Origin of the sequence: Thioalkalivibrio sp., from assembly GCF_041690275.1 — a bacterium.
Lineage (GTDB): Bacteria > Pseudomonadota > Gammaproteobacteria > Ectothiorhodospirales > Ectothiorhodospiraceae > Thioalkalivibrio.
Genome location: NZ_JAWLHP010000001.1, coordinates 17,223 through 33,573 on the forward strand (window position 1 = coordinate 17,223; position 16,351 = coordinate 33,573).

A 16,351-nucleotide genomic window follows, 5' to 3' on the forward strand; every position below is an offset into this window, starting at 1 on the left:
TTATCTGTCCCGGACTGGATAGCATTTCTGTGAAGTTGGGCTAAACTTCTGAATAGATGACTGAACGCCGACTCATGCCCCGATTTCCATTCCGCTGGCCCGTGGAGGTCCGCGGTCCGCGTGGCGAGCGCTTCTTTGCGCGCAGTTCGGAGATCTCGGGACGGGGAATCGGCATGGTGGTCGATCACCTGACGGCGGTCGGGCTCGCGCCTGGCGGTACCGTTCTCGGGCCGCACACGCCGGTGATCGGCGTGCAGCTCCAGGTCCCCGGAGAGGACGCCGAGGCCGGTATCCGGCTCGAGGGGCGCGTGCGGCACATCCGCCGGCTCTCCCAGCAGCAGTACCTGGTCGGCGTGAACTTCGTCGATCCGGATGCGGCCCTGCAGCTGGTCCACCGCGTCAGGGCGTCCGGTCCGTTGTCCCACGCAGCCGGGGCGTCCGCCAAGCCGGACTCCTGAGCATCGGGCGCTCCTCGCGCCCATGCCGCACGATCTCCGGCCGGCCCGTTTTCCTTGCCTTCCGAGGAATGCTGGAGTACACGAGGGGTATATTGGACCGCAAGCGGTTCCCCAGGAGGGCATCGGGACGCGATGTTGCGTCCGGCGAAAGGCGATCGACATGCAGGCAGAACAGTTCCCCAGGCACGCGGCCGCGATATCGGCACCGGACTCGGAGGCGCCGTCTCCGGCGCAGCACGGGCCACGCATCATTGCGATCACCAGCGGCAAGGGTGGCGTCGGCAAGTCCAGTATCGCGGTGAATCTGGGTCTGACGCTCGCGCGCTACGGGCGCCGGGTGTGCATCCTCGATGCCGACACCGGCCTCGCCAACGTGAACATCCTGCTCGGCCTGCGTCCGGGCAGGAGCCTGGAGCACGTGCTGGCGGGCGAGTGCCCGATCGAGGACATCCTGCTCGAGGCCGCGCACGGTCTGAAGGTCATTCCGGGCGCCAACGGCATCAGCGAGTGCGTGAACCTGGACCCGGAGCGGCAGCAACGCCTGGTCACTGAGCTGAGCCGCATCGAGGGCGATTTCGACTACCTGTTGCTGGATACCGCCGCGGGCATCAGCGAGACGACGCTCGACTTCGTCAGCGCGGCGCACCAGGTCCTCCTCGTGATCACCCCCGAACCCACCGCCCTGACGGACGCCTTTTCCCTGCTCAAGCTGGCCCTGCGCAGGCACCCGGTCGACTGTGAGGTGGTCGTGAACATGGCCGCCAGCTTCAACGAGGCGCACAGCGTCTTCCAGCGCTTCCACGGCGCAGTCGGCAAGTACCTCGAGGCGGACGTCAGCTTTCTGGGTTTCGTGCAGCGGGACGAGAGCCTGCGCACGGCGGTGTCCCTGCAGCATCCGGTCGCGCTGTTCCCGGAAACGGACCCGTCGGCCCGTCCCTTCCAGCGTCTCGCCGAGGCACTGGAGGAGGGCGCACCGAGCGGGCAGGACGCGGAGGGCTTCAGCCGGTTCTGGTTCCGGCGCTTCCTGGAGCCCGCCGGCATCCCGGCACCGCCGGGCGGACGGCTGCCGCCGACGGAAGAGACCGGCGAACCCGGGTCGACGGAACCGGCCCCCGCTCCCGGGAGCACCCGGACGGAACCGGTGTCGCCCCCGGATCGTCTCGCGGCCCTGCGCAGCGAGTGCTGGCAGCTCCTCGAGGAGATGGACGATGCCCGGCTGCTCGCGCAGTGGATCGAGGGGCTGCATGCGCGGTACTGGGATCGCTTCGGGCGGCCGGCCATCGACCTGCAGCGTTTCCTCGAGCGCCTGGAGGGGGATCCCGACGCGCATGCGCAGATGCTGGCGATGCTGCGCGAGCGCTTCGGGGCTGCCGATGTGGACGCGAATCCGGAACCGGGGCCGGCCGCGGAACCCGAGAGGGGCGGGGCCTCGCACGAAGCCGAAAGGGAAATCCCTGCCGAGGCCGCGCGTGCCCCTGAATCGAGCACCGGGGACGCCGACGCTCGCGCGCCGGCCGTCGCGGTGGCTACGGAGCCGCATCCGGATTTCGGCCGGACCGCGGCGGAGACCGGCGCGCGACCGCCGACCCTGCCGCGGGCCCGGCCGGAGGATAGTGCCCGGACGCACGCCTATGATCCGGGGCGTTTCGGGACGCAGCGGGAACTGGCGGACAGACTGCAGCAGATGAGTCCCGATGACGGAACCCTGCTGGATCTGATCCGGAGACTGTGAGAACCCCGCTCCCGGGCCGGGCCTCGCCTTTTGCGGGCCTGCCGGCGGGGCAGTATAGTCGCCCCGTGAACAGGGGAATGCGTACATGGGGCTGTTTTCCTTCCGAAAACGGACCTTGCGAAGCGCGCGGCGGGGGGCGAGGCCATGGCTGAGAGACCGCTGCCAGGCGCCGGGCGCCCGGGCGCTGCTGCGGGTCTGGAGCGCTAGGCATGGCCGAGGCCCGCAAGGCGCGTGAATCGCTGCCCAGCCTGCCCCAGGTGCTCGTACGCATCCTCGACGCGATCTACGAGGACCAGGCCGACCTGCAGAAGCTGAGCGCGATCATCCTGCAGGACGCCGCCATGACCGCCCGCGTCATCGCGGTGGCCAACTCGAGCTTCTATTACCGCGGGCGGCGCCAGGAGTCCCTGGACCGGGCCGTTCTGCACCTCGGGACGGACGCGGTGAAGACCCTGGTGATGACCGCCTCGATGCGGCAGCTGTTCTCGCGCTTCGGTCGGCGGAGTCCGCGCCTGCTGAAGCGGGTGTGGCGCAACGCGCTGGTCACGGCCAGCCTGAGCCAGGTGCTGGCGGTGCTGACCAGCTATCCCCGGCCGGAGGAGGCCTACCTGAGCGGGCTGATGGTCGATATCGGCCGGCTCGTGCGTCTGGGCGAGGACCCGGAGCGCTATCGGGCGATGCTCACGGAGGCCGGGGACGAACAGGCCCTGATCCGGACCGAGCGCGAGGTCTTCGGCAGCACCCACTGCGAGGTGGCGGCGGACCTGATGGAGCAGTGGGGGCTGAGCCCCTTCATCGCCGACGCGGTGCGCTATCACCTGGAGCCGGCGATCAGGATTCGGGACGCGCACCACCTCGTGAAGATCGTGAACCTCGGCTACTCGATGGGCCGGCCCGGTGCGATCGGCCACGACACGCTGGTTGCCGGAGATACCCTCTTCGGTCTGAACGAGGGGCTGACCGCGGAACTGCGCGGACGCGTGTCGGACGACGTCACCGGTATCGCGCGTTCCCTGGGGATCGACATCGAGGCCGAGGACGACGCCTCGGACCGGCAGGCGCGGCAGTCCCTTGGCGAGCGCCTGGAGGGCCTGAACCAGTTGGCACGGCTCCAGGGCGAACTCTCCCGGATCGCGACACTGCATCGCCACGTGGCGGTCCAGCGCGCGCTGCTGCTGACCTTCGGCGTGCAGCACAGCCTGGTGTTTCTCGCTGATGACGGCGCGGAGTTCCTCAAGGCCTGGATCGACGAGGATCCCGAACCGGCCTTCCTGCTGCCGCTGGAGCGTGGACGCAGCGTGGTGGCCGATGCCGTCCTGGAAGGGCGTCCCGTTCAGGTCACGGCGGCCGACGGGGAGGAACTCCCGGTGGTGGACCGCCAGATCCTAGGCGCCTGCGGCGCGGAATCGATGTGGGTGCAGCCGTTCCCGCCGGATACCGGCCGTCCCGGCGCGCTGGTGCTCGGTCTGAACAGCGAGCAGCTCTCGCAGCTGGCGGAGCGCGGCAGCCTGGTGGCGGCGATGGGGCGCGAGATTGCCGCCGCCCTCGGGTCGGCGCAGGAGCTGGGACGCCCGGACACGGAGGCGCTGGAACGGCGCATCCGCGAGATGGTGCACGAGGCGGGCAATCCGCTGAGCATCATCCAGAACTACCTGGCGATGCTGCGCGTGAAGCTCGGCGAGGAACACGACGCACAGCTCGAGATCGGCGTGATACGCGACGAGATCGAGCGGGTCGGGAGAATCCTGATGCGCATGCGCGAGGCCCCCCGCGAGGCGGAGGCGGCATCGGTGTCGCTGAACCGGGAGGTGCAACAGATCACCGACATCTTCGCGGCCTCGGTCTGCAGTGCCCGTGGCATCGAGCTGGAGGTGGAGCTTGCCTCCGGGGATCCGCCGCTCGCACAGTCGCCCGACCACCTGCGGCAGATCCTCACAAATCTTCTGAAGAATGCCACCGAAGCCATTGGGGAAAATGGTAAAATTAAGGTAACGACTCGTGATCCGGTGAGCCTGGGCGGGCGCCGTTATACGGAGATCATCATCCAGGACGATGGGCCGGGACTTCCGCCCGAGGTCCAGGCAAGGCTCTTCTCGCCAGTGCAGTCGACCAAGGGCGACGGGCATTCAGGCCTCGGTCTGAGTATCGTCAAGCGCCTGGTGGATGAGATGGACGGCGTGATCCTCTGTTCCAGCGGTGCCGAGGGCACCCGCTTCCAGGTGTTGCTGCCGCGCGCGGCCGGCGAATGAGGTTCCCCCCGGGCGGTTAGCGGGGCCGGGCCGCCCGGACGACCGGGCCGCCAGCTCGACATCAGGCGCTGTCCGCCGCCTCCGAACCGGCAGGTGCCGCGCCAGCAACCCGCCGTGCCCGCACCGCCTCGGCCAGCTCTTCGAGTAGCGCCACGGTGTCGTCCCAGCCGATGCAGGGGTCGGTGATGCTCTGGCCGTAGGTCAGCGGCTGGTCGGTCTGCAGGTCCTGGCGCCCCTCGACCAGGTGCGATTCGGCGGAGACGCCGAAGATGCGCCGATCGCCGGAGGCGATCTGTCCGGCCACCGCCTCCCCGGACTTCAGCTGGTAGCGGTAGCCCCCCGGCGTGTTTCCGTGCGAGAGGTCCACCATCAGACGGTCCGGCAGATGGAAGCGCGCGAGGTCCGTGCACGCGGCATCCACGCTTGCGGGGTCGTAATTGGGCTTCATCCCGCCGCGCAGGATGATGTGGCAGTCGGGGTTCCCGAGGGTATCGACGATCGCGACCTGGCCCGACTTGTGCACGGAGAGGAAGTGGTGCCGCTGCCGCGCCGCGAGGATCGCCGCGGCGGCGATCTTCACGTTGCCGTCGGTCCCGTTCTTGAAGCCGACGGCGGAGGAGAGCCCCGAAGCGAGTTCCCGGTGCACCTGGGACTCGGTGGTGCGTGCCCCGATCGCTCCCCAGGAGACCAGATCGCCGATGTACTGCGGCGAGATCACGTCCAGGAACTCGCAGCCGGCCGGGACCCCGGCCTGATTGATGCGCACCAGCAGGTCGCGGGCGATGCGCAGACCCTCGTTGATCCGGAAGCTGCCGTTCAGATAGGGATCGTTGATCAGCCCCTTCCAGCCGATGGTGGTGCGCGGCTTCTCGAAATACACCCGCATCACGATCTCCAGATCGGCCGCGAGGCGGTCCCGCTGCGCCTTCAGCCGGGATGCGTATTCCAGCGCGGAGACCGGGTCGTGGATGGAACAGGGGCCGATCACCACCAGCAGGCGATCGGATTGTCCGTGCAGGATGTCGCGGACGTTCCTGCGGGTATCGGCAATGAAGCGCTCCGCCGGCGTGTCCTTGATCGGAAAGAACTGGATCAGGTGCGCCGGGGGCGGCAGCGGGAGGATGTTCTCGATGCGCTGGTCGTCGGTTGTGGACGTGCGGTCGATGGATGGCGGGGCCAGCGGATCGCCCTGGATTTCGGTCATGGTCGGATGTCCATCGCGTGAGAGTTGTGTGCGGGCGGAGCGTTGCGGACGGCGGACCGCGATTCCGGCGGTCCTGCCTGAGGACCGGCGGGCGGTCGGCGGATCCCGGGACCGCACGCCTTCGTGCGCAAGGCCTGAGCGGTGGCTTCGATATGCGTTGCTCGAATCTGCCATCGAGTATTGAATAGCTTGTGCATTGCGTCAACGTCGGCGGGAATTCCCGGGGCAGCGGCGCGACGTGTGCCCGTATCCTCTAGAATCCCTGCTGGAAGACTTCAGCCCCGGGCCCGGGCGCAGGTGGCGGATCGCGCGAGGGCGCGCCTCGCGGGAACGCACCGCATCGCAATGGCGCTGTCGAGGCCGTTACACTGACGAGGTGACAATGCTGTTCGTGGGCGCCACCGATCACGTCGACCTCTAGACCAGGCATCAACAGGCACTGGCGCGGTTTCCGCCGGCGTTCGCGCAGGCGGATGAACCCGTGAGCGGTGCCTAGTGGAGACCCGCATGAAGATTGTCAACGAATTTCCCCGACAGGTCCGGATCGAAGAGCACCTGTGGATCACCCTGTCCGACGGAACCCGCCTCGCGGCCCGCCTCTGGCGGCCGGAGGACGCGCTCGACGAGCCGGTGCCGGCGATCCTCGAATACATTCCCTATCGCAAGCGCGAGTCCACCCGCGCCCGCGACGACCTGATGCATCACTACTTCGCGGGCCATGGCTATGCCTGCCTGCGTGTCGATCTGCGCGGCAGCGGCGATTCCGAAGGGGTGCTGAGGGATGAGTACCTGCAGCAGGAGCTGGACGACGGCATCGAGGTGATCGAATGGCTCAGCGACCAGCCGTGGTGCACCGGCCACGTGGGGATGATCGGCATCTCCTGGGGCGGCTTCAACGGGTTGCAGATTGCCGCAATGCGTCCCCCGGCGCTGAAGGCCGTCGTCAGCGTCTGCTCCACGGACGACCGCTACGCCGACGACATCCACCACATGGGCGGCTGCCTTCTTGGCGACAACCTCTCGTGGGCGTCGACGATGTTTGCCTACAACTCCCTGCCGCCGGATCCCGGACTGGTCGGCGATCAATGGCGCCGCATGTGGTTCGAGCGCCTGGAGGGCAGCGGTCTGTGGCTCGAGCAGTGGCTGCGCCACCAGCGCCGGGACGATTACTGGAAACACGGCTCCATCTGCGAGGACTGGTCCGCGATCCAATGCCCGGTGATGGCGGTCAGCGGCTGGGCCGACGGGTATTCGAACGCGGTATTCCGGCTGCTCGCGAATCTTCAGGTGCCGCGCCTGGGACTGGTCGGTCCCTGGAGCCACAAGTATCCTCACCAGGGCGTGCCCGGACCGGCGATCGGATTCCTGCAGGAGTGCCTGCGCTGGTGGGACCGCTGGCTGAAGGGGACGGACACGGGGATCATGGACGAGCCGATGCTGCGGGCCTGGATGCAGGACAGCGTGCCACCGACCACCTACTACGATGAACGCCCGGGACGCTGGGTTGGCGAGCCGCACTGGCCATCGAAGGAGGTGCAGCAGCAGGGCTGGACCCTCGCCTACCCGGGCACGCTGGAGACGGAAGACGCGGAGGTTCCGGAACGCACGATGACGCTGCTGTCGCCGTTGAGCGTGGGCCTGTTCGCCGGCAAGTGGTGCTCCTACGCGGCGACCCCGGATCTGCCCCACGATCAGCGCGAGGAGGACGGCGGCGCGATGGTGTTCACCACCGTTCCGCTGGAGGAGCCGCTGGAGATACTGGGTGCGGGGGTGGTGGAACTCGACCTCAGCGTGGATCGACCGGTGGCGATGGTCGCAGCGCGGCTGTCCGACGTTGCCCCCGATGACAAGGCGACACGCGTCACCTACGGCCTGCTCAACCTCACGCATCGGGACGGTTCGGAGTCACCGCAGCCGATGGAACCCGGGCGCAGCTATCGGGTGCGCGTGAAGCTCAACGACATTGCCCAGCACTTCCCGGCCGGACATCGCATTCGCCTGTCGCTCTCGACGTCCTACTGGCCGCTGGCCTGGCCGGCGCCCGAGCCGGCCCGACTGAGCGTGCACGCGGGCATCAGCCGGCTGCTGCTGCCCGTACGTCCGCCGCGGGATGCCGAGGATCTCCGCATCGCCTTCCCGGAACCCGAGGGCGGGCCGGCCTCGACCCAGATCGATCAGATCACCGGGCAGGTCCACAACTGGCGCGTGATCCGCGACCTCGCGCTGGACCGTTCCACGCTGGAGGTGGTCAACGATCAGGGCAGGGTGCGGTTGCGGGAACTCGGGCTGGAGGCACAGCGCAAGGCGCTGGAGTGGTACAGCTACCGGAGCGACGACCACAACTCGGCACGTGGCGAGACGCTGTGGGAGCGCGGCCTCCGGCGCGGCGACTGGCAGGTGCACACCGTGACCCGAACCGTGCTGAAGTCCACCGCGCGCGAGTTTCTGCTGCATGCGGAACTGGATGCCTTCGAGGGGGATCGGCGGGTGTACTCGCGCAACTGGGACGTACGGATTCCCCGCGATCTGGTGTGACCGGAAGGGTGGCAGGGGGCCGCGCCGGCCGCCCCGGCGCTCAGGTTTCAGAGGAGCGCGGCATTGGCCTCCGGAACCATCCAGAACGCAAGCGAGAGCACGATTGCGGTCAGGCTGGTGCCGAAGATCGGCAGCAGCATCAGTCCCGCGATCGCCTCGCGCTGGAACAGCCGTATCCCCATGGCCGCCAGGCTGCTGGACCAGACGATCGCAGCAACGACGGCGAGCAGGTAGAGCCCTTCCAGCCAGAGCGTCATCACCAGCAGCGGGAGGCCCAGGTTCAGGGCGACCAGCAGATAGTCCCGGCCCCCGGACGCGCGTCCGGCGGTGAGCGCATAGGCATAGGCGGCCCAGAACAGGAACAGGCCGAAGCCGAAGGCCCCCGCGGCCGGCGAGCCGGTGGGCGCGCGGAGCACGGCGGCCCCCCGGGCCTCGAGACCGAGACCGAGGCCCACCAGCGCCAGGGCGGCGCCGATGCTGATGATCAGCCAGAACCACAGGGTTCCACGTTGGATGGTCGGTTCCGTCATCGGCTCTCCATTGGGGCGGGCCGCACCCCGCGACTGCCCGGTCGATGCCCCGCGGGCCCGCCCGCGCGACGATCCGCTCCCGAGGCGTTCGGCGCCATCAATCGGGGTTGAAGCTCTCCGGCGGACGCTGGAAGAAATACGAGATCGCCGTGGTCGCCGCGGTGGTTGCCCAGAGAAAGAGGAAGGTCACGGAGTAATAGCCCATGTTCGTCAGTGCCGGGCCTCCGCCGCGTGCGAGCTGTGCGGGGTCCAGAAACATGAACACGATCGCCGTGGCCACTGCGGACATGATGAAGGAAGGCCAGAATACCGAAACCCATTTCTGCATCGTTCGTCTCTCGTGTTGCAAACACATGCCCGCCACGGACCGATTCCGTAACCGGAAGCTACCCCGACCGGCGCAATGAAGAATCACCCTGCCGGTCCGGTACCGCGGTCCGAAGGCTCGGAAGAGAGGCGTCCTGCCGGGCTGTCGCTTCGTCGCCGGACCGGAATTCGGGGGCCTCGCCCCTCGCGTGATGCCTCCGGAGAGGGGTCGGTTCCAGGGATTCTGGCACCGCGGCTCATCCGCTTACAAGGCCATTTCTGATACCGGAAATGGCCCTCCAGGGGCAAAATTGGCACATGCTCGCCCCCCTGACCCGATGTTTAACAATGACTTGGCCTGGTCCGACCCCGGTGGTGGGGGCGGCCTGCCCGGTCGCGCCGGCCTGACTGTCCGTATGTGGATGCAGAATCTTGTGCGCTACCGTGCGATCATTTGGCTCGCCCCTAGCCCCCTGATGATGATGGCAGCGCCCGAACTCTCCGAACTCCAGCAGAACACGGTGACCGCGGCAGTCGTGTGTCCGGCCACGATCGCCACTGAACGCACCGCCGGCCCGGGCGTCAGGACACCATGAGGAACGCCGGCAACGAAACCCGGCCCGTGCCCCTCGCGCCTCGCGCGGTGCTGATCGGCGCCGCGCGCTACCGCCGGCACTCCTACGGCAGCAATCACCCACTGGGGATTCCGCGCGTCTCGCTGACGCTGGACCTGATCCGTGCCTACGGCGCCCTGACCGCGAAGGAATTCAGCGTGTCGCGGCCGGCCACTTCGGTGGAACTGGAGCGGTTCCACACGCGCGAGTATGTCGGGGCGCTGCGCCAGTGCGAGGTCGATGGCAAGGTCGCACACCGCTACCGCCAGCGGCACAATATCGGCAATTTCGAGAATCCCTTCTTTCCCGGCTTCTTCACCACGCCCGCGACCGCGGCCCACGGGAGTATCCTCGGCGCGGAGATGCTGCTGGAGGGCCGGATCGCCTTCAGTCCGGCGGGCGGGATGCATCACGCGCGTGCGGACGAGGCGCGTGGCTTCTGCTACATCAACGATCCGGTCCTCGCCATCAACCGGCTGCGCCGGGAGGGGCTGCGGGTGCTGTACGTGGACCTCGATGCCCACCACGGCGACGGCGTCGAGGCGGCCTTCGTTCGCGATGCGCGGGTGACCACCCTGTCACTGCACATGGACACGGCCTACGCCTATCCCTTCGAGGGCGGCGGTGTAGCCGACACGGGGCCGCTTGGCAATGCGGTGAATCTGCCGTTGCCGCGAGGGATCCACGACGACGAGTACCGCTATGCCTTCGACCGGGTCTGGCCCGCGGTTCTGGAGATGTCGCGTCCGGACGCGATCGTGCTGCAGGCCGGCACCGACATCCTGGCGCCGGATCCACTGGGCAAGTTCCGCATCTCCACCCAGCTGTTCCTGGAGGTGGTTGCGCGGATCCTCGCGGATGCCCCGGCTCACCCGGATGGAACACCCCGGATTCTGGTGCTCGGGGGCGGCGGCTACCATCCGCTGGTGCTTGCGCGCTGCTGGACCGGACTGTGGGGCCTGCTTTCCGGGCGCGACCTGCCGGAGACGATTCCGGCCGAGGGGGAGGCGCTGCTGCGGGCGGTGGACTGGGATCTGGACGAGGACGAGGAGCACTTCCCGGGCCTCTTCACCCGGCGTGTGGACGTGGCGCAGGGAGGCGAATTGCGCGCCGGGCTGCGCGAAGGGGTCGAGCGGCTGCTGGACACGCATCCGCTGCTGCGGATGCGTCCCCGCGGCTGATGCGGCCGTCTCGGCGAGATCGGCCGGTCCCGCGTACGGTTCAGGCGGGGGCGACCGGGATGCGCCCGATGCGGGCCCGCCATTCCTGCGGTCCGGTGACGTGCACGCTGGTGCCCCGGCTGTCCACCGCGACGGTCACCGGCATGTCGCGGACCTCGAACTCGTAGATCGCCTCCATACCGAGGTCTTCGAAGGCGACCACCCGCGCCGAGCGTATCGCCTTCGCGACCAGGTAGGCGGCCCCGCCGACCGCCATCAGATAGGCGGAGCCGTTTTCCCGGATCGCGTCGATCGCGGCGGGGCCGCGTTCGCCCTTGCCGACCATCGCGATCAGTCCGGTCTGTTCCAGCATCATGCGGGTGAACTTGTCCATGCGGGTTGCCGTGGTCGGGCCAGCCGGGCCGACGGCCTCGTCGCGCACCGGATCCACCGGTCCGACGTAGTAGATCACGCGGTTGGTGAAGTCGACCGGCAGGGGATCGCCCCGGTGGAGCATCTCCTCGATCCGCTTGTGCGCGGCGTCGCGTCCCGTGAGCATCCGTCCGTTCAGCAGCAGGACCTGCCCGGGACTCCAGGAAGCGACCTCCTCGCGGGTGAGGCGGTCGAGGTCCACGCGCCGTGCGACCTCGCTGTCGGGCTGCCAGGTCACCGCCGGCCAGTCCTCCAGCCGCGGCGTCTCGAGCTGTGCCGGCCCGCTGCCATCGAGACGGAAGTGCAGGTGCCGGGTGGCGGCGCAGTTCGGGATCAACGCCACCGGCAGGCTGGCCGCGTGGGTGGGATAGTCGAGGATCTTCACGTCCAGCACGGTGGTGAGGCCGCCGAGCCCCTGGGCGCCGATGCCCAGGGCGTTCACCTTGTCCATCAGTTCCAGGCGCAGTTCCTCGATGCGGGTCAGCGTCGCGCCGCCGGCGGCCTTTTGCCTGACGTCCTGGATGTCCACCGGCGCCATCAGCGCCTCCTTCGCCATCAGTGCGGCCTTCTCCGGCGTGCCGCCGATCCCGAGGCCCAGGATGCCGGGCGGGCACCAGCCGGCACCCAGCGTTGGCACGGTGCGCAGCACCCAGTCGGCGATGGAGTCGGAGGGGTTCAGCATCGCCATGCGGGCCTTGTTCTCGGAGCCGCCGCCCTTCGCGGCACAGATCACCTCCACGCCGTCGCCCGGAACGATCTCGTAGTGCACCACCGCGGGTGTGTTGTCCCGGCTGTTGCAACGCGCGCCGGCCGGGTCCAGCAGCACCGAGGCGCGCAGCTTGTTGTCCGGGTGCAGGTAGGCGCGGCGCACGCCCTCGTCGACCATCTCCTGCAGGCTCATCGCCGCGTCCCACCGGACGTCCATGCCCACCTTCAGGAAGACCACCGCGATCCCCGTGTCCTGGCAGATCGGACGGCGTCCCTCGGCGCAGAGGCGGGAGTTGGTCAGGATCTGGGCGATCGCGTCGCGGGCCGCGGGGGATTCCTCGCGCTCCCAGGCCGCGCCGAGGGCCCGGACGTAGTCGACGGGATGGAAGTAGCTGATGTACTGGAAGGCGTCCGCGATCGACTGCACGAGGTCCTGTTCGCGAATCACGGCCATGGCTGCACTCCGGCTGACGGGATCAGGGCTCCATTCTAACCGTGATGGCGCTCCGCCACCCCCAGACCATGAAGGCCTCCCGCGCCTGCTGGAAAGGACGCGGAAGGGAAGGACAGGAAGGACAGGGGGCAGATTAATAAATCTGTCCCCGATACGAAGGGGAGGTTTCCGCGGTGGCGCCTCGGCCGAATGGTGGCCCGATGCGCCCGGCCGGCCCTACGCCGGTTCCGCCTTGTGGGGTGAGGGGTCGGTAGCCAGGGGGCCGTTGTAGATGGGTCCGCCACGTTCCACGTAGCGTTGCAGGATGGCCTGTCCCTGCCGGCGCAGCAGCGGGCCGCGCACGGCGATGCCCCGACGCTGCAGTTCCCGCCGCCACCGGGGGGTCGCGGGTCCCTCGTCGAAGCCGATGGCCTCGACGTCCTGACGGGGAGTGCAGAACACCAGCCGCTGCACCCCGCTCCATGCGATTGCACCCAGGCACATGGTGCAGGGTGCGCTGGAACTGACCAGGACGCAGGGCAGGGCAGCCAGGCTGTGACAGCCGATGCGCTGCTGTGCCAGGGACAGGGCCTGCAGTTCGGCATGGGCCGCGGCACAGCAGCTGGCGATGGTGGTGTTCACTGCGGCCCCCAGACGCTCCCGGGTGTCGATGCGGTAGACGACCGCCGCGAACGGCCCGCCGCCCCCGTGCTCCACGTGCTCCCGCGCCAGGCCGAGCACCTCCGCGAGGCGTTCACGGTCATCCGCGGCGGGCGCGGGCTGTCGCGTCCAGTCGTGCAGCCATCGCGGCTGCTCCAGCCGGATCACGAGGGTGGCATCGTTGTCGGACATCCTCGGCGCCCCGGGGGCCATGGGTCTGCACAGAGCGTAGCGCGGATCGCCCCGGATTGCTGCCGGATCGAGCACCGCGGAAAGTCCGGTATCAGCTCGCCGGGCCGACCCGCCGGCGCTGCGTCGGCAAGCCGGCAACAGGGTGGCCATTCCTGCGCTTGCCTGCCTTGCTCCGCGGTGTCGGGCTGGGCGCCATCGTTACCGAACGTCCCGCATGCACCATCCGAGGCCGCGGAAGACGGGCAGCGTGAAGGCGTTTTTGGCACAATCGGATCAGCGGGGCATCGGGGGGCGGCCATGCGCAGGGTGGTGTTCAACCAGAAGGGTGGTGTCGGAAAATCCACCATAACGGTGAATCTTGCAGCAATCAGTGCCGATCACGGCCTTAAAACCCTTGTCGTCGATCTTGATCCGCAGGCCAATTCGACCCAGTACCTGCTCGGGACCGACGACCTCGGGTCGGGCCCGACGCTCGCGGACTTCTTCGATCAGGTCCTGAATTTCAAGCTCAATCCCCGGGAGAGCAGCGAATTCGTCACCGCGACCCCCTTTCCCAACCTGCATCTGATGCCCTCGCATCCCGACCTCGAGGACCTGCAGGGCAAGCTGGAGTCCCGGTACAAGATCTATAAGCTGCGCGAGGCCCTCGAGCAGCTCTCCAGCGACTACGAACGGATCTGGATCGACACTCCCCCCGCGCTCGGGTTCTATACGCGATCTGCGCTGATCGCCGGCGATCGCTGCCTGATCCCGTTTGACTGCGACGATTTTTCGCGCCGGGCGCTCTACACGCTGATGCAGAACGTGCAGGAGATCCGCCTGGACCACAATCGCGCGCTGTCGGTCGAGGGGATCGTCGTGAACCAGTTCCAGTCCCGCGCCTCGTTGCCGCGCCGGATCGTGGAGGAGCTGGATCGGGAGGGACTCCCGGTGCTGAGGCCCTATCTCTCGACCTCGGTGAGGATCCGCGAGTCACACGGCCGGTCGAAGCCGATGATTCATCTCGATCCTCGGCACAAGGTTACGCGGGAGTATCTGGAACTGCACGAGGCGCTGGACCGACTCCACGCCGGCGCCTGAAAGCGAGGCAAGAACATGCACGACCCCGCACGCATCGGAATCCTGACCGTATCCGACCGGGCCAGCCGCGGCGAGTACCGGGATGAGGGCGGCCCTGCCATCGAGGCCTGGCTGGATGCGGCTCTGACCACCTCATGGGTGGCGTTGCGGCGCGTGATTCCGGACGAACTGCACGAGGTCGAGGCCACACTTGCGCTGCTCGCGGACACGGAGGACTGCTGCCTGATCGTGACCACCGGCGGCACCGGGCCGGCGCCGCGCGACGTCACCCCGGAGGCCACCGAGGCAGTCTGCGACAAGCTGCTGCCGGGCTTCGGCGAACAGATGCGGGCGGTGTCCCTCCGCCACGTACCGACCGCGATCCTGTCGCGCCAGACCGCCGGCATCAGGGGCGGTGCGCTGATCGTGAACCTTCCCGGCAAGCCCTCGGCAATCGCCGAATGCCTGGACGCGGTCTTCCCGGCCATCCCGTATTGCGTGGATCTGATCGGCGGACCGTATCTCGAGACGGACCCGGTGCGCGTGGCCTCGTTCCGGCCGGCGCATGCCAGGCCACCGGGGTGAGGCGCGGCGGGATCGGGCCGGCCGCCGAAGACCTCAGAACGCGGTCGCGTTATCGACGACGCGGTCGAGCAGCTCCTCGACATCCTGCAGCGCCGCGCGGGTCTCCTCGTCACCCACGATCGGGACACGCTGGTAGCCGATGTAGACGGTACCCGGTTCGGTTGTCAGTTCGTAGACCGCGATCACGTAGGGACAGAACACGATGCTGTGAGGGTCGGCCTCCATCATGCCGCGGGAGTAGATCGCACTGCAGAATTCCAGCGACTCTCCCTGCAGGTAGATGCTTTCCTCTGCGCCAAGGTCCCCCCCGGTACGGTCCAGCATATCGGCGATCCGGCCCACCGCGTTGATCACCATGCCTTCGCCGGTAATCGCGGATTCGACCATCTCCCGGTAAAAGTCGTAGTCGCCCTCGATCGCGTAGATCCGGCGATCGTCGGTGTCGAGCACGAGTTCCTTTGCCTGTGCGGCGGGCAGGGCGAGCAGCAGGGCGAGGGTTGCCAGGATGGCTGAGCGCAGAAGGTTCATCACGGAGTCCTCAGGGTGGTCGGATGGAGTGGGGGTGTCCGGGACCGGGCGCAGGGGCCAGGCAGGCTGTCCGCGTTCCCGGGACCGCGGACGCCGCCATGGTCTTCAGAGCGGCTCCTGTTCCTGGAAGGTCCGGGGAATGCGGAAGAATTCGGGACTCAGGGTGTCGGTGGATAGGCCGGTCAGGCGCGTGACCAGGTCATCGCGGACATGGCGGACCTCCAGGGGCACGCCGTCCAGTCCGGGAAGCACATTCGCGCTCATCGCCCGGGCCACCGGCCCTCCGGCATCCAGCGCCCTGCGCGACAGCTCGAACAGCCGCTCAGTCAGGGCGTTCAGCGTCTGGAAATCGATCCGGGACAGGCCGAGGTCGTCCGGGCCCGTGACACAGGCGACGCTCTGCACCCGCCCGTCGACCCGGATCTCCTTTTCTTCGCATTGCAGCTCGCCGATCTGCCGGGTTTGCCCGGTCGTCCGGATCTCGACCTCGACCGGTGCACGGTCGACGCCCAGGCCGAGCTGCGTTTCCAGTTCCGCACGCGCATCCTCCGGAAGTTGCTGGATCTCGGTGCGCATCTCCGCGATCATCTCCTCCATCGCCTGCATCTGGGCATCGACCACCTGCTCGTCGAAGGCCATATAGGTCCGGTTGGTCCGGTCAACGATGTACAGCGAACGGTCGTTCGCGTTGAAGAGCATGAACCCGGCGCCGCCATCGCCATCCGCGATGTCCATGCGCGCGTAGTTGCCCTTGACCAGTATCTCCGAGTTCTGACCCGTGTTGTCCGCGAAGCGCAGCAGGGCATCCGCATGCGCGATGCCCGCGGACAGCAGCATCAGAAAGCCGAACGTCGCGAGAGTGGGACGCATCCAGTCACCTCCGGATAGGAGAAATGCCCGCCGGCGGCCCCGCGGCCCGGGAGGGGCTGCGCAGGGGCGGCCGCTCCTCCCGGCGATTCCGCCAGT

14 protein-coding genes are annotated in these 16,351 nt (G+C 68.2%); 7 read left to right on the plus strand and 7 right to left on the minus strand.

The window, feature by feature from the left end; translation table 11 throughout:
• Window positions 1-74: 74 nt before the first annotated feature.
• From ACESMN_RS00080 to ACESMN_RS00090, 3 genes are all read left to right on the plus strand, one after another.
• Entirely contained in the window at window positions 75-458 is a 384-nt protein-coding gene (locus ACESMN_RS00080) for a PilZ domain-containing protein (RefSeq protein ID WP_373051540.1), read from the plus strand.
• A 160-nt stretch (window positions 459-618) separates the two neighbouring features.
• The gene (locus ACESMN_RS00085) at window positions 619-2,190 is read left to right on the plus strand and encodes a P-loop NTPase (protein ID WP_373051541.1); all 1,572 of its coding nucleotides are present in this window, start codon (window positions 619-621) and stop codon (window positions 2,188-2,190) included.
• 209 nt (window positions 2,191-2,399) lie between these two features.
• On the plus strand, window positions 2,400-4,439 hold the full coding sequence (locus tag ACESMN_RS00090; protein WP_373051542.1) for an HDOD domain-containing protein: 2,040 nt from the start codon (window positions 2,400-2,402) through the stop codon (window positions 4,437-4,439).
• Window positions 4,440-4,500: 61 nt separating this feature from the next.
• Here ACESMN_RS00090 and ACESMN_RS00095 read toward each other — a convergent pair whose 3' ends face one another.
• On the minus strand, window positions 4,501-5,643 hold the full coding sequence (locus tag ACESMN_RS00095; RefSeq protein WP_373051543.1) for a 3-deoxy-7-phosphoheptulonate synthase: 1,143 nt from the start codon (window positions 5,641-5,643) through the stop codon (window positions 4,501-4,503).
• Between the two features lie 507 nt (window positions 5,644-6,150).
• Between ACESMN_RS00095 and ACESMN_RS00100 the strand changes: the two genes are divergently transcribed.
• Window positions 6,151-8,178: a CocE/NonD family hydrolase gene (locus tag ACESMN_RS00100; RefSeq protein ID WP_373051544.1), complete on the plus strand. Its 2,028-nt coding sequence runs from the start codon at window positions 6,151-6,153 to the stop codon at window positions 8,176-8,178.
• Between the two features lie 47 nt (window positions 8,179-8,225).
• Here the strand turns inward: ACESMN_RS00100 and ACESMN_RS00105 are convergent, their stop codons facing one another.
• Together ACESMN_RS00105 and ACESMN_RS00110 are read right to left on the minus strand one after the other, a co-directional pair.
• Complete coding sequence (locus tag ACESMN_RS00105; protein WP_373051545.1) at window positions 8,226-8,708, minus strand: hypothetical protein; 483 nt, start codon at window positions 8,706-8,708, stop codon at window positions 8,226-8,228.
• 97 nt (window positions 8,709-8,805) lie between these two features.
• Window positions 8,806-9,036: a hypothetical protein gene (locus ACESMN_RS00110; RefSeq protein WP_373051546.1), complete on the minus strand. Its 231-nt coding sequence runs from the start codon at window positions 9,034-9,036 to the stop codon at window positions 8,806-8,808.
• Between the two features lie 570 nt (window positions 9,037-9,606).
• On the opposite strand from ACESMN_RS00110, the gene ACESMN_RS00115 reads away from it, so the two are divergent.
• A complete protein-coding gene (locus ACESMN_RS00115; protein WP_373051547.1) occupies window positions 9,607-10,809 on the plus strand; it encodes an acetoin utilization protein AcuC in 1,203 nt (400 codons plus the stop codon).
• Between the two features lie 40 nt (window positions 10,810-10,849).
• Here ACESMN_RS00115 and ACESMN_RS00120 read toward each other — a convergent pair whose 3' ends face one another.
• Window positions 10,850-12,382, minus strand: coding sequence for a fumarate hydratase (locus tag ACESMN_RS00120; RefSeq protein WP_373051548.1), 1,533 nt, complete (start codon window positions 12,380-12,382; stop codon window positions 10,850-10,852).
• A 216-nt stretch (window positions 12,383-12,598) separates the two neighbouring features.
• Window positions 12,599-13,213: a nucleoside deaminase gene (locus ACESMN_RS00125; RefSeq protein WP_373051549.1), complete on the minus strand. Its 615-nt coding sequence runs from the start codon at window positions 13,211-13,213 to the stop codon at window positions 12,599-12,601.
• Window positions 13,214-13,510: 297 nt separating this feature from the next.
• On the opposite strand from ACESMN_RS00125, the gene ACESMN_RS00130 reads away from it, so the two are divergent.
• Together ACESMN_RS00130 and mog are read left to right on the plus strand one after the other, a co-directional pair.
• Window positions 13,511-14,293, plus strand: a complete 783-nt coding sequence (locus tag ACESMN_RS00130; protein ID WP_373051550.1) for a ParA family protein — start codon at window positions 13,511-13,513, stop codon at window positions 14,291-14,293.
• 15 nt (window positions 14,294-14,308) lie between these two features.
• The gene (mog, locus tag ACESMN_RS00135; RefSeq protein WP_373051551.1) at window positions 14,309-14,857 is read left to right on the plus strand and encodes a molybdopterin adenylyltransferase; all 549 of its coding nucleotides are present in this window, start codon (window positions 14,309-14,311) and stop codon (window positions 14,855-14,857) included.
• 33 nt (window positions 14,858-14,890) lie between these two features.
• Here mog and ACESMN_RS00140 read toward each other — a convergent pair whose 3' ends face one another.
• Window positions 14,891-15,385: a DUF302 domain-containing protein gene (locus tag ACESMN_RS00140; RefSeq protein WP_373051552.1), complete on the minus strand. Its 495-nt coding sequence runs from the start codon at window positions 15,383-15,385 to the stop codon at window positions 14,891-14,893.
• A 105-nt stretch (window positions 15,386-15,490) separates the two neighbouring features.
• Complete coding sequence (locus ACESMN_RS00145) at window positions 15,491-16,255, minus strand: hypothetical protein (RefSeq protein WP_373051553.1); 765 nt, start codon at window positions 16,253-16,255, stop codon at window positions 15,491-15,493.
• Between the last annotated feature and the right edge of the window lie 96 nt (window positions 16,256-16,351).